We start from the raw sequence: 12266 nt of genomic DNA, 5'->3' as shown, positions 1-12266 counted from the left end.
ATGGAAACCCGAGCCCATCATGTGTTGATCGGCCTGTTCACAGTGATCGTGGTGGCAGGCGCCCTGCTCTTCGGTCTGTTCCTGGCCAAGTCCAGTGTCGACACCGAGTTCAAGGATTACGAAGTGGTGTTCAACGAGGCGGTCAGCGGCCTGTCCAAGGGCAGCTCGGTGCAGTACAGCGGGATCAAGGTCGGCGACGTGGTCAGCCTGCGCCTCGACCCGCAAGACCCGCGCCGGGTGCTGGCGCGGATTCGTCTGGCGGGCGACACGCCGGTCAAGGAAAACACCCAGGCCAAACTGGCGCTGACCGGCATCACCGGCACCTCGATCATCCAGCTCAGCGGCGGCACGCCCGAGAGCCCGAAACTGCGCGGCCATGACGGCAGTCTGCCGACGCTGATCGCCTCGCCCTCGCCTATCTCGCGCCTGCTCAACGACAGCAGCGATTTGATGACCGGCATCAGTGCCTTGCTGCAAAACGCCAATCACATGTTCTCCGCCGAGAACGTCGAGCGCGTGAGCAAGACCCTCGCCCATCTCGAACAGACCACCGGCACCATCAACGACCAGCGTGGCGATATCAAACAAGCCATGCAGCAACTGGCGACGGTCGGCAAGCAGGCCGGCAGCATGCTCGAACAGACCTCGCTGCTGATGCGCAACGCCAACGGCTTGCTCAACGATCAGGGCAAGCAGGCGTTGGGCAGCGCCGAGCAGGCGATGAAGTCGCTGGAGCAAAGCAGCGTGACCATCAATGGCCTGCTCAGCAAAAACCAGCATTCGCTGGATAACGGCATGCAGGGCCTCAACGGCCTGGCCCCGGCGATTCGCGAACTGCGCGAGACGCTGACCTCGCTGCGCGCCATTTCCCAACGCCTCGAGGCCAACCCCAGCGGGTACCTGCTGGGCAGCGACAAGAACAAGGAATTCACCCCATGACGTTGACTCGAATCGCCCTGCTCGGCGCAGGTCTGACCCTGATCGGCGCGTGCTCGATATTGCCCAAGTCCGAACCCTCGGACGTCTATCGCCTGCCCGCCGCGCCAGCGCCCGCCTCGGCCAGCCCGGCGGCGACGCAGTCCTGGTCGCTGCGCTTGAATAAGTTGCAGGCCAGCGAAGCACTGAACCGGCCGAGCATCGCGGTGATCCCGCAAGGTGATGTGATCAGCAGCTACAAGGGCTCGCGCTGGAGCGATCCGGCGCCGGTGCTGCTGCGCAATCGCTTGCTCGACGGTTTTGCGCGGGATGGTCGCGTGACGCTCTTGAGCACGGACGACAGCAATTTTCAGGCAGATCTGGAACTGGGCGGCAGTTTGCAGGCCTTTCAGACCGAATATCAGGGCGCGCAGGCCGGCGTTGTGGTGCGGGTCGATGCGTTGCTGGTGCGCGGGTACGACCAACGCATCCTCGCCAGCCGCCGTTTTGAAGAACACCAGCCGTTGAGCGATGTGCAGGTGCCGGCGGTGGTCGCCGGGTTTGGCCAGGCCAGTGATCGGCTTACGGCCGAAGTAGTCGCTTGGGCGGTCGAGCAAGGCCAGACATTAGCGCCACAGTCCCGCTGATCCCCTACAAGCTGTGGGAGCGGGCTTGCTCGCGAAGGCGGAGCGTCAGGCAACGCTATGTGACGGACACGCCGTCTTGGCGAGCAAGCCCGCTCCCACAATGGAATTTTTTGCTTAGCCAAAGAACCAGTAGCAGACAGCGATCGCACCTACTACCCCGGCGAACTCCGCCAGCAACGCGCATCCCACCGCGTGCCGCGCGCGCTGAATCCCCACCGCGCCGAAGTACACCGCCAGCACGTAGAACGTGGTTTCGGTACTGCCCTGCACCGTCGCCGCGATCAGCGCCGGGAAGCTGTCGACGCCGGAAGTCTGCATGGTCTCGATGAGCATCGCCCGCGCGGCGCTGCCGGAAAACGGTTTGACCATCGCTGTCGGCAGCGCATCGACGAAGCGTGTGTCCCAACCGGCCCACTCGACCAGATGCCGGATGCCGTCCAGGCCGAAGTCCAGCGCACCAGAGGCGCGCAATACACCCACTGCGCAAAGCATCGCCACCAGATACGGCAGCAGGTTCTTCGCCACATCGAAGCCTTCTTTCGCGCCTTCGACGAATGCCTCGTAGACCTTGACCTTGCGCAGCGCACCGATCAGCAGAAACAGCATGATCAAGCCGAACAGCGTGAGATTACCGAGGATCGACGACAATCCCGCCAGCGCTGTCGCGGAAAGCGTGCCGAGCAGGGCCATGAAGCCGCCGAGGAGCAGCGCGCCGGGGACCAGATAGGCCAGCACCACCGGGTCCCAGATGCGCAAACGCTGCATGAAGGCCACGGAGAGGAAACCGACGATGGTCGAGCAACTGGTCGCCAGCAGGATCGGCAGGAACACCAGCGTCGGATCCGGCGCGCCTTGCTGGGCGCGGTACATGAAAATGGTCACGGGCAGCAGGGTCAGCGACGAGGCGTTGAGCACCAGAAACAGGATCTGCGCGTTACTGGCGATGGTGGCGCTGGGATTGAGCTCCTGCAGCGCTTTCATGGCTTTCAGGCCGATCGGCGTGGCGGCATTGTCCAGGCCCAGACCGTTGGCGGCAAAGTTCAGCGTGATCAGGCCAAGGGCAGGGTGGCCGGCGGGGACTTCGGGCATCAGCCGCAGAAACAGCGGGCCGAGGACCTTGGCCAGCCACTCGACGATGCCGGCCTTTTCGGCAATGCGCAGAAAGCCCAGCCATAAGGTGAGGGTGCCGAACAGCAGCACCATGACTTCGACCGAGAGCTTGGCCATGGCGAAAATGCTTTCCACCATCGCCGCGAAGATCCCGGCGTTGCCGCCGACCAGCCACTGCGCCAGTGCCGACACGGCTGCCACGATGAAGAAGCCAAGCCACAGGCCATTAAGCATCAGTCAAACCCCCCGAAGAATGCGGCGAATGATAACGGGGTCGCCAGAAACGACAAACCCCGGATTGCTCCGGGGTTTGTGTGCCCCATTGATGGGGCAATGAAATCATGGGTTTGACTCAGATCGCGTGTGGGAGCGGGCTTGCTCGCGAAAGCGGTGTGTCATTCAGCGAATGACGTTTCTGACAGGACGTCTTCGCGAGCAAGCCCGCTCCCACAGGTTTTACTTTATTGCTTGAAGGTCTCGCCCGCCGGCAGTTTTTCCTTGCTGCGCCAGTGCGGCAGGGAGTTCCAGTAGCGCTGGCCCTTGGCGTCGTCGTACATGCCTTCCCAGCGTGCGATGACCAGCACCGCCAAGGCGTTACCAATCACGTTCAATGCGGTACGTGCCATGTCCATGATCCGATCGACACCGGCGATGAACGCCAGGCCTTCCAGCGGGATGCCAACGCTGCCCAGGGTGGCCAGCAGCACCACGAACGACACGCCCGGTACGCCGGCGATGCCTTTGGAGGTGACCATCAGGGTCAGCACCAGCAGCAATTGCTGGCTGATGGACAGGTCGATCCCGTAGAGCTGGGCAATGAAGATCGCCGCGATCGACTGATACAGGGTCGAGCCGTCGAGGTTGAACGAGTAACCGGTTGGCACCACGAAGCTGCAGATCGCTTTCGGCGCGCCGTAGGCTTCCATCTTCTCGATCACCCGTGGCAGCACGGTTTCCGAGGAGGCGGTGGAGTAGGCCAGCACCAGCTCATCCTTGAAGATGCGCATCAGCTTGAGCACCGAGAAGCCGAACAGCCTGGCGATCAGGCCCAGCACCACGAAGGCGAAGAAAGCGATGGCCACGTAAACCAGAATCACCAGTTTTGCCAGCGGCACGAGGGACGCAAAGCCGAAGTTGGCAACGGTCACCGCGATCAGTGCGAATACGCCGATCGGGGCGTAGTTCATGATCATGTGGGTGACTTTGAACATGCTTTCCGAGACGCCCTGGAACATCTTCACCAGCGGCTCGCGCAGGTCCGACTGCAGGCTCGACAGACCGAGACCGAACAGTACGGAGAAGAAGATGATCGGCAGCATTTCACCGCGGGCCATGGCCGCGAAGATGTTCGACGGGATCAGGTTGAGGATGGTTTCGATGAACGCATGCTCATGCTGCACTTCGGCGGCGGTTGCCTGGTACTTGGAGATATCCACCGTGCCCAGGGTGCTCATGTCGATGCCGGTGCCCGGATGGAACACGTTGGCCAGCACCAGGCCGACCACGATGGCGATGGTGGTGACAATTTCGAAGTAGATGATGGTTTTGAGGCCGATACGCCCGAGCTTCTTGGCGTCCCCGACGCCAGCGATGCCGACGATCAATGAGGAAATGACGATCGGGATCACGATCATCTTGATCAGACGGATAAAGATATCGCCTGCCGGTTGCAGGACGTTGCTGATCCACCAGGCCTTCTCGGCGCTGAAGTGGTTGAGCAACGCACCCAGTGCAATCCCCAGAACCAGACCGATGAGGATCTGCCAGGCGAGGCTGATTTTTGCCTTCTTCATTATCTTTACCCTTACTTGCGTTTGACTCAGGCACATGCAGGAACTGGAACGCTGATCAGCGGAAAAGTCTGTGCATCTGCCTCCGTATAAGGTGCCCCGAATCGCGTAGTTACGGCTCTTCGGCAGGCGAAAAAAGGCGCAACTATTCCGATGCAAGATGGCGCCGTCTAATGCCGTAAACGCCTACCCTATGCCGAATCGGCATGAGCTTTTTCAATTGAAACTGGCGTCCCAAGCGGTTCGATTGTGACATTTAAGCCGGCATAAGCGCCGTGAACCGGCCATTACAGCGTAGGCCGAATGGATTTTTCACAGGCGAATTCGGCAGAAATTTGTGGAAAAAGTCTGAATCGCAAGACTAGAAGTCACACGGATCGAGCGCGATCTTTGTCGATATACGGTCGCCGCAAACGCCGCAAACAATTTTGCGCGCAGTGTGGGCGATTCACAGAAGGGATTGGCGTGCTGGATCAACATTCGAGCTGGTTCAAAGCCCAGCGCAGGTTCGTCAGACTCTGGGGTCGACGAACCTGCGGCGCAGCTTTTACCCTGACCCGGCCCTTGCGCAGGTACTCCCTGTACCCGTAGGTCACTCCGACCCTGCATCAGTCAGAACGTCCCGGCCCCCTGGTCATGCACCGCCCTCGTCGGGTGGCGCAATGAAAAGCAGCGGGCGCTGCTTTCGTGTTCAAAAACCTTGTGCGTCCTGCATCAGTACCACTTCGGATCTTTCTTCAGGGTTTCCATCAGCAGATCCTGCATGCCCTGATCAGGTTTGCCGAAGAAGCGATAGGTCGCATGTCGCGTCGGCGACTTGTCCTGCGGCAGACCTTCCGGCACATCGACCAGCATGGCGTAGGCGTCATCCTTGTCGAAGCTGAAGGCAACGATCAAACGGTGATTCAGGCACTTGTCCTGACTCTCGCAGAGCGGGCCGACCAGATATTGATCGCCATCTTCCGTAACGGCATGCATCTGTTGCTCGGAGGTGCCGGACAGGTTGATCACCCATTCCGGTACGCGCTCTTCCTTTTTGATCACGCCTTCCCAGGTTTCACGGTACTGCGCGTCGGAAGCGAGCAGTTCATTGACCCGGGTCTGGCCGTCATTGGCCGCCATGGCCATGGCACTGCCGCCCAGAAGCAGGGCGGCGGCCAATGTCTTGAGACCGATCATCGTTAACCTCGGCCGCGACGGCCAAAGAAGAAGGAAGCGATGAACATCACCAGGAACACGACAAAGAGAATCTTGGCGATACCCGTGGCGGTGCCCGCGATACCACCGAAGCCCAGAACGGCGGCGATGATGGCAATGATCAAGAATGTAATTGCCCAGCTCAACATGGTGATTCTCCTTACTTCTCTATTTAGGGGTGTTTGCGGTTTCCGACGCTGCGCGTCCGAATGTATTCAGCGGGTTAGAAAACCCAGCGTTCTTCGCGAGGCAGTTGATCCAGCGGTTGCGCCTGGTCGACATCGATCATGTGCATCGAAGCGTTTTCGGCCTGGCTGCTGCTCACGGCACTGAAGTGCTTTTGCGTGCTGTGCTGCATCGAAATCAGAGGCTCGGGTTTACGGCTGTTTTCCCAGCTCATGTACTGCTGGCAGACGATCAGGGTGATCAACAACGCCAGTACACCGAACAGACCCTGCTGGATCTGCAGTGGCGAAATACGTACTTGGGCGGCGATTGGGCGAGTCATCCTGTGTTCCTCACGCTTGTTCGGTTGGGGCAGTGCTGTTCTGCCCGGGCTGAGTGAGGTATTGCAGTCTGCATGCCAGTTTTTTAAAGTCTAAAAAACCCAATAAAAACAATGGGTTGTATGCGTATGAGAAATTTACTGCGACGCATCCTGCACGATGGCTCTTCTGCGGTCGTGCGCAATGCACGATTATTTCGTGGGAAATTTCGATGATATGGAATTGCTACCGGTACGCGGATGTCAGAAGAGGACGCAGGATCTGCCCTGCAAAACGCAAAATGTTTTAAAACTCAACGAAATCAATGAATTGGCCGTTATGGTAGTAGAGAGCTACCCTCCTATGGCTGGTATCGTTCAGAATCAACCATGCAACTTGCCCGATTTTTCCGGGACTAACCCAAGACTAATCACTATGGAGCGTAGGAAAAATGGAATCTGCCACTGAGCAACAAGGCCGCATTCTGCTGGTGGACGATGAATCCGCCATCCTGCGTACGTTTCGTTATTGCCTCGAAGATGAAGGCTATACGGTAGCCACGGCCAACAGTGCAGCTCAGGCCGAAGCGCTGCTGCAACGTCAGGTCTTCGATCTGTGCTTCCTCGATTTGCGTCTGGGCGAGGACAACGGTCTCGACGTCCTCGCGCAAATGCGCATACAGGCGCCGTGGATGCGCGTGGTGATCGTCACCGCCCATTCGGCGGTCGACACCGCTGTTGATGCCATCCAGGCGGGTGCCGCCGACTATCTGGTCAAGCCATGCAGCCCCGACCAATTGCGTCTGGCCACCGCCAAACAATTGGAAGTGCGCCAGCTCTCCGCGCGTCTTGAAGCGCTCGAAGGCGAGATCCGCAAACCAAAAGACGGGCTCGACTCCCACAGCCCGGCGATGAAAGTCGTGCTGGAGACGGCCCGTCAGGTGGCGAGCACTGACGCCAACATTCTGATCCTCGGCGAGTCCGGCACCGGTAAAGGCGAATTGGCCCGTGCGATCCACGGCTGGAGCAAACGCGAGAAGAAGTCCTGCGTCACTATCAACTGTCCGTCGCTGACTGCCGAGCTGATGGAAAGCGAGCTGTTCGGTCACAGCCGTGGCGCGTTCACCGGTGCCAGTGAAAGCACCTTGGGTCGGGTCAACCAGGCGGACGGCGGTACGCTGTTTCTCGACGAGATCGGCGACTTTCCTCTGACCCTGCAACCAAAGTTGCTGCGCTTCATCCAGGACAAGGAATACGAGCGGGTTGGCGATCCGGTGACTCGCCGCGCCGATGTGCGCATCCTCGCCGCCACCAACCTCAACCTCGAAGACATGGTCCGCGACGGCCGTTTCCGTGAAGACCTGCTCTATCGCCTCAACGTCATCACTTTGCACCTGCCGCCATTGCGCGAGCGCGCCGAAGACATCCTGACCCTCGCCGATCGCTTCCTCGCACGTTTCGTCAAAGAGTACGCACGCCCGGCGCGCGGCTTCAGCGATGAGGCGCGCGAAGCGCTGCTCGGCTATCGCTGGCCGGGCAACATTCGTGAACTGCGCAACGTGGTCGAGCGGGCCAGCATCATCTGCCCGCAGGAACGCGTAGAAATCAGTCACTTGGGCATGGCCGAACAACCGGCCAACAACGCGCCACGGGTTGGCGCGGCGCTGAGCCTGGATGAACTGGAGAAAGCGCACATTGGCGCGGTGCTGGCCACCGCCGGCACCTTGGACCAAGCGGCGAAAACCCTCGGCATCGACGCCTCGACCCTGTATCGCAAACGCAAGCAGTACAACCTGTGAGCAGTGCGCGATGAAACTGGCGATCAAGCTGCGTACGCGCCTGTTCCTGAGCATTTCTGCGTTGATCACTGTGGCCTTGCTTGGGCTTCTGCTCGGGCTGGTCAGCGTGATGCAGATGGCCGGGTCCCAGGAAGCGCTGGTACGCAGCAATTTCGTCACGCTGGATCTGGGACTCAAGCTGCGCCAGACCCTTGGCGATCAATTGATCATCATGCTCGCGGAAAAACCCGATCCCGTTGCGTTCGAAGCGTCCAAGCAACACTATTTCGAGCTGCTCGATCAGGGCATCGCCCAGCAGCAGGAGGGCGATGACCAGCCTTACGGTTTCCGCCAGGCCAAGGCCGATTACCTGCACTTCCTTGCCTCGTTCGATGTGACTGCCGAAGCGGCCAGGAACGCCAGCACCAGCGCGGATTTCCGCGAGCGCTTCAATATTCTGCGTAATGGTTTGATCGCTGAGCACAAACACGCGCTGGAAACCATCAACGCGGTCCAGCACGCTGCCCGCGAACGCGCCTTGCTGATTGCCGGGCTGCTTGGCCTGGTCGGGCTGGCGGTACTGATCATCGGTTTCGTCACCGCTCAAGGCATCGCCCGACGTTTCGGCGCGCCTATCGAAGCGCTGGCCAAAGCTGCCGACAACATCGGCCAGGGCAACTATGACGTGACCCTGCCGATTTCCACGGCCATGGAAGTGAATCTGTTGTCGCGGCGCTTCGGCCTGATGGCCGAGGCATTGCGCGAACACCAGGCGATGAATGTCGACGAACTGTTGGCCGGTCAGCAGCGCTTGCAAGCGGTGCTCGACAGTATCGACGACGGTTTGTTGATGATTGATCGCCAGGGCCAGCTCGAACACCTCAACCCGGTGGCTCAGCGCCAGTTGGGCTGGGAAGACGACCGACTCGGCCAGGGCCTGGGCACTGCACTCGGTCGTCCGGAGCTGGATGCACAACTGCAATTGGTCCTGCGCGGCGGCACGCTGGAACGGGCGCCGGAAGATCTCAGCATCGAAGTCGATGGCGAGTCGCGTCTGCTGACCTACAGCCTGACGCCGGTCAGCCACACCCAGGGACATATTCTCGGCGCGGTCATGGTGCTGCACGATGTCACCGAACAACGTGCGTTCGAGCGGGTCCGTAGCGAATTTGTTTTGCGCGCTTCCCATGAGCTGCGCACGCCGGTGACGGGCATGCACATGGCCTTCGGGTTGTTTCGCGAGCGGGCGAAATTCCCGGCGGAGTCGCGCGAGGCTGACCTGCTGGATACGGTCAACGAAGAAATGCAGCGCCTGATGCAGTTGATCAACGACTTGCTCAATTTTTCGCGCTACCAGAACGGTCTGCAAAAACTCACCCTGGCGCCATGCTCCATCGAAGACTTGCTGGAGCAGGCGCAACTGCGTTTTGCCGACGCGGCGGCGGCCAAAGGTGTAGCGCTGAATGTCGAGATTCAAGGGCCATTGCCGAGGTTGCAGGCGGATCAGGCGCAACTCGATCGCGTCCTCGACAACCTCATCGACAATGCGCTGCGCCACACCGCCCGCGACGGGCAGATCCGTCTGCAGGCGCGCCGCCATGGCGAGCGGGTGATCATCAGCGTCGAAGACAATGGCGAAGGCATTGCCTACGGCCAGCAGGGGCGGATCTTCGAGCCGTTCGTGCAGGTCGGACGCAAGAAGGGCGGCGCCGGTCTCGGGCTGGCGCTGTGCAAGGAAATCGTCCAGTTGCACGGCGGGCGCATGGGTGTTTATTCGCGGCCGGGGCAGGGCACGCAGTTCTACATGGCGCTGGCGGTTTAAGCTTCGTCGTCCATACGCCGTCCGGCGAGGCGTCTGCCGCGAGTGATCAGTTCGATGAATTGCACGGCGCTCAGCGCATGGGCGAACAACCAGCCCTGTCCAAATTTGACGCCTTCACTGCTGAGCAATGTCGCTTGGGATTCCAGCTCGATGCCTTCGGCAATCACTTTCAGATCCAGCGCCTGCGCCATGTGAATGATGTGCGGCGCGACGCCGCTGCTCGCCGCGTCATGGCCCAGCGCATCGATAAAGGCCTTGTCGATCTTCAGGCAGTCCACCGGCAGGGTCTGCAGGTAGGCGAGGCTGCAATAGCCCGTGCCGAAATCATCGATCAGCACTTGATGGCCGACATCGCGCAGCGCTTGCAGATTTTCCCTCGCCACCACCACATCGATGAGGCCGCGTTCAGTGACTTCGAAGGCAATCTGCCGCGCGGCGACACGGTGCAGCGCCAGCAGGCGCGCCATCACCTGGCCGATGCGCGGCACCATGACATCGCAGGCAGCGAGGTTCACCGAGATGTACAGCTGCGGATTGGCGCGCAGTAACTGGCCCAACTGCTCAAGCAGGCGCTGCAGCACGAAGTCGGTCATCTGGCGGATTTGTCCGGTGTTCTCGGCCATCGGAATGAACAGGTCGGGGCTGGTCAGCGTGCCGTCCGGGCGCCGCCAGCGCAGCAAGGCTTCGGCGCCAACGCAGTTGCGGCTGTCGAGGTCGAAGATCGGTTGATACAGCACCTGCAGTTCGCCCCGGCGGATCGCCCCGTGCAGTTCGGCATCCAGGGACTGGCGCTGGCGCACCAGCAGGAAGGTCAGGAAACCGACGATGGCCCCGGCAATCAGGCACACCGGCAACAACCACCACCACACTGCCGGGACATGCATGCCAGTGCGCGGCGTAATGAGCACCAGCTGATATTCCGGGTTATTGGTGGGCATGCGGTAGATCAGCCGCGTCTGCGTCACTTGCAGGGCATCACGGCTTTTCGGTGGCCAGGGTTCGGTCGGTGGCCAGGCCTGTTCAGTGCCCAGCACCGGGATGGCACGAGTGCCGTGGTTGAGCACCACCAGCAGGCTGCTGCCGGGCGACAGATCGACCATGTCGGTCAAATGCCCGCGTGAGGTGGCGACGCGAAAATTGCCGCGGCCGAGCATCAGCGCCGCGCGGTTTTCATCCGGTTCGGTCGTGGTGTTCAGCCAATAACTGTAGGTCGGGCCCTGGATGTCCGGCGCGCGATTCAATGACAGGCCTTCCTGATGCGGGCGATTGGAGCAGAACCGCGAGGCGTCCATATATGCGGCTTCATAGACGAAGCGGTAGTTGAAGGTGACTTGCTGCAACGTCGCGATCATTTCTTCGTCGCAGCCGCGCAAGGGCTGGGCTTCGAGATCGTCGAGGCTTTCGCGCAACTGGCCGAACAATTGTTCGAGACGGGCGAGAAAGCGCTCGCCCTGGGCGTTCATCTCCTGACTCTCGCGCATTTCCATCTGGCGCATCGCCGCGAACATGCCGCCGGCAATCAACAGACTGGCACTGAGGACAGCCGCAATCATCGCCAAAAAAACAGGGCGATAAAACCAGCTACGCAGCGTCTCTCGGGTCGCAGCCATCAAGGGATTTCCGAAGAATTACCATGAGTTATAGCTGCTGATTGCGATTTCGCCCTGACCGTCGGGCGGGCGTCATTATTTTGTCTGGTTGAGCACCAGAAGAAGTGCTGCAGTTTGCGCATCCGGCGTGCCGTCGAAGCGGGCAGGGCGGTAATGCATCTGGAACGCGGCGAGGACATGGCGCGTGGCGACGTCCAGCTCACCGGTTTGCGGCGTGTCATAACCCAGACGCGCGAGTTGCGCCTGGAACCAGCCGATCTCCGGCAACGGGCTGCTATCGAATACTGCCTGCTGACGTGCCACCGCTTGCTCGTTCGGCCACAGCCCCAGCCCTTCATCAGCCAGACGCTTCCACGGGAACAGCGGCCCGGGATCAAGCTTGCGCAGCGGCGCGATGTCGCTGTGGCCAATGATGTGCCGGGAGCTGATGCCGTTGCGTTTGCTGATGTCCTTGAGCAGCGTGATCAGCGACTGGATTTGCGCTTCGCTGTAGGGGTACCACAGGCGCCCGGTCGGGGTGTCCTTGTAGCCGGGATTGACGATTTCAATGCCGATAGAACTGGAATTCAACCAGGTCCGGCCCTGCCACTGACTCTCGCCGGCGTGCCAGGCGCGCTGGTTTTCATCCATCAACTTATAGATCGTGCCGCCCTTGTCATCGCCGATCAGGTAATGGCTGCTGACCTCGCCGTGGGTCAGCAACTGCAGCGAGCGCTCCAGCGACGCCGAGGTGTAATGCACCACAACGAACTGGATGCGACTGTCGTAATTGGCTGACGGATGGCTGGTGTTGTAGCGCGGGCCGCTGGCGCAACCAGCGAGGACGAGCAGCGAAGCAACAAGGGCAAAAAATTTCATAGGCAGAGGACGGTACGCAGAAGACGATAATGCAACAGTGTAACGTACGGATTTC

Annotated in this window: 11 protein-coding genes; 4 read left to right on the top strand and 7 right to left on the bottom strand. The window is 60.5% G+C overall.

The window, feature by feature from the left end; genetic code table 11:
* Complete coding sequence (locus ACP7D9_RS00385) at nt 1-939, top strand: MlaD family protein (protein ID WP_426154973.1); 939 nt, start codon at nt 1-3, stop codon at nt 937-939.
* Entirely contained in the window at nt 936-1562 is a 627-nt protein-coding gene (locus tag ACP7D9_RS00380) for an ABC-type transport auxiliary lipoprotein family protein (RefSeq protein ID WP_426154971.1), read from the top strand. The genes ACP7D9_RS00385 and ACP7D9_RS00380 overlap by 4 nt, the downstream gene beginning before the upstream one ends.
* Nucleotides 1563-1676: 114 nt before the next feature.
* On the opposite strand, the gene ACP7D9_RS00375 is transcribed toward ACP7D9_RS00380, so the two are convergent.
* From ACP7D9_RS00375 to ACP7D9_RS00355, 5 genes are all read right to left on the bottom strand, one after another.
* Nucleotides 1677-2906 carry a nucleoside recognition domain-containing protein gene (locus tag ACP7D9_RS00375; RefSeq protein WP_426154969.1) on the bottom strand — a complete coding sequence of 410 codons (1230 nt, stop codon included), beginning with the start codon at nt 2904-2906 and terminating at the stop codon, nt 1677-1679.
* A 227-nt stretch (nt 2907-3133) separates the two neighbouring features.
* Nucleotides 3134-4465 (bottom strand): glutamate/aspartate:proton symporter GltP, encoded by a 1332-nt coding sequence (gltP, locus tag ACP7D9_RS00370; RefSeq protein ID WP_426154967.1) that lies wholly within the window; start codon nt 4463-4465, stop codon nt 3134-3136.
* 711 nt (nt 4466-5176) lie between these two features.
* Nucleotides 5177-5641, bottom strand: a complete 465-nt coding sequence (locus ACP7D9_RS00365; protein ID WP_016772356.1) for an inhibitor of vertebrate lysozyme family protein — start codon at nt 5639-5641, stop codon at nt 5177-5179.
* A gap of 2 nt (nt 5642-5643) precedes the next feature.
* Nucleotides 5644-5808, bottom strand: a complete 165-nt coding sequence (locus tag ACP7D9_RS00360; protein WP_003177151.1) for a DUF1328 domain-containing protein — start codon at nt 5806-5808, stop codon at nt 5644-5646.
* A gap of 74 nt (nt 5809-5882) precedes the next feature.
* A complete protein-coding gene (locus tag ACP7D9_RS00355; protein WP_329516833.1) occupies nt 5883-6167 on the bottom strand; it encodes a hypothetical protein in 285 nt (94 codons plus the stop codon).
* Between the two features lie 428 nt (nt 6168-6595).
* On the opposite strand from ACP7D9_RS00355, the gene algB reads away from it, so the two are divergent.
* Nucleotides 6596-7942, top strand: coding sequence for a sigma-54-dependent response regulator transcription factor AlgB (gene algB, locus ACP7D9_RS00350; RefSeq protein WP_039757147.1), 1347 nt, complete (start codon nt 6596-6598; stop codon nt 7940-7942).
* Nucleotides 7943-7952: 10 nt separating this feature from the next.
* Entirely contained in the window at nt 7953-9743 is a 1791-nt protein-coding gene (locus ACP7D9_RS00345) for an ATP-binding protein (protein WP_397479852.1), read from the top strand.
* Here the strand turns inward: ACP7D9_RS00345 and ACP7D9_RS00340 are convergent.
* Both ACP7D9_RS00340 and ACP7D9_RS00335 read right to left on the bottom strand, forming a co-directional pair.
* Complete coding sequence (locus ACP7D9_RS00340) at nt 9740-11353, bottom strand: EAL domain-containing protein (RefSeq protein ID WP_426154963.1); 1614 nt, start codon at nt 11351-11353, stop codon at nt 9740-9742. The genes ACP7D9_RS00345 and ACP7D9_RS00340 overlap by 4 nt on opposite strands.
* A gap of 75 nt (nt 11354-11428) precedes the next feature.
* Entirely contained in the window at nt 11429-12211 is a 783-nt protein-coding gene (locus tag ACP7D9_RS00335) for an N-acetylmuramoyl-L-alanine amidase (RefSeq protein WP_101159672.1), read from the bottom strand.
* Nucleotides 12212-12266 lie beyond the last annotated feature (55 nt).

The sequence above is a fragment of the Pseudomonas sp. TSRC2-2 genome, assembly GCF_049897785.1.
In the GTDB taxonomy this organism is placed as follows: domain Bacteria; phylum Pseudomonadota; class Gammaproteobacteria; order Pseudomonadales; family Pseudomonadaceae; genus Aquipseudomonas.
This window is presented reverse-complemented; position numbering and strand designations above follow the sequence as displayed.

Coding starts and splice junctions, on each gene's coding strand:
- ACP7D9_RS00385 (WP_426154973.1), top strand. CDS start 1: ATGGAAACCCGAGCCCATCATGTGTTGATCGGCCTGTTCACAGTGATC.
- ACP7D9_RS00380 (WP_426154971.1), top strand. CDS start 936: ATGACGTTGACTCGAATCGCCCTGCTCGGCGCAGGTCTGACCCTGATC.
- ACP7D9_RS00375 (WP_426154969.1), bottom strand. CDS start 2,906: ATGCTTAATGGCCTGTGGCTTGGCTTCTTCATCGTGGCAGCCGTGTCG.
- gltP (WP_426154967.1), bottom strand. CDS start 4,465: ATGAAGAAGGCAAAAATCAGCCTCGCCTGGCAGATCCTCATCGGTCTG.
- ACP7D9_RS00365 (WP_016772356.1), bottom strand. CDS start 5,641: ATGATCGGTCTCAAGACATTGGCCGCCGCCCTGCTTCTGGGCGGCAGT.
- ACP7D9_RS00360 (WP_003177151.1), bottom strand. CDS start 5,808: ATGTTGAGCTGGGCAATTACATTCTTGATCATTGCCATCATCGCCGCC.
- ACP7D9_RS00355 (WP_329516833.1), bottom strand. CDS start 6,167: ATGACTCGCCCAATCGCCGCCCAAGTACGTATTTCGCCACTGCAGATC.
- algB (WP_039757147.1), top strand. CDS start 6,596: ATGGAATCTGCCACTGAGCAACAAGGCCGCATTCTGCTGGTGGACGAT.
- ACP7D9_RS00345 (WP_397479852.1), top strand. CDS start 7,953: ATGAAACTGGCGATCAAGCTGCGTACGCGCCTGTTCCTGAGCATTTCT.
- ACP7D9_RS00340 (WP_426154963.1), bottom strand. CDS start 11,353: ATGGCTGCGACCCGAGAGACGCTGCGTAGCTGGTTTTATCGCCCTGTT.
- ACP7D9_RS00335 (WP_101159672.1), bottom strand. CDS start 12,211: ATGAAATTTTTTGCCCTTGTTGCTTCGCTGCTCGTCCTCGCTGGTTGC.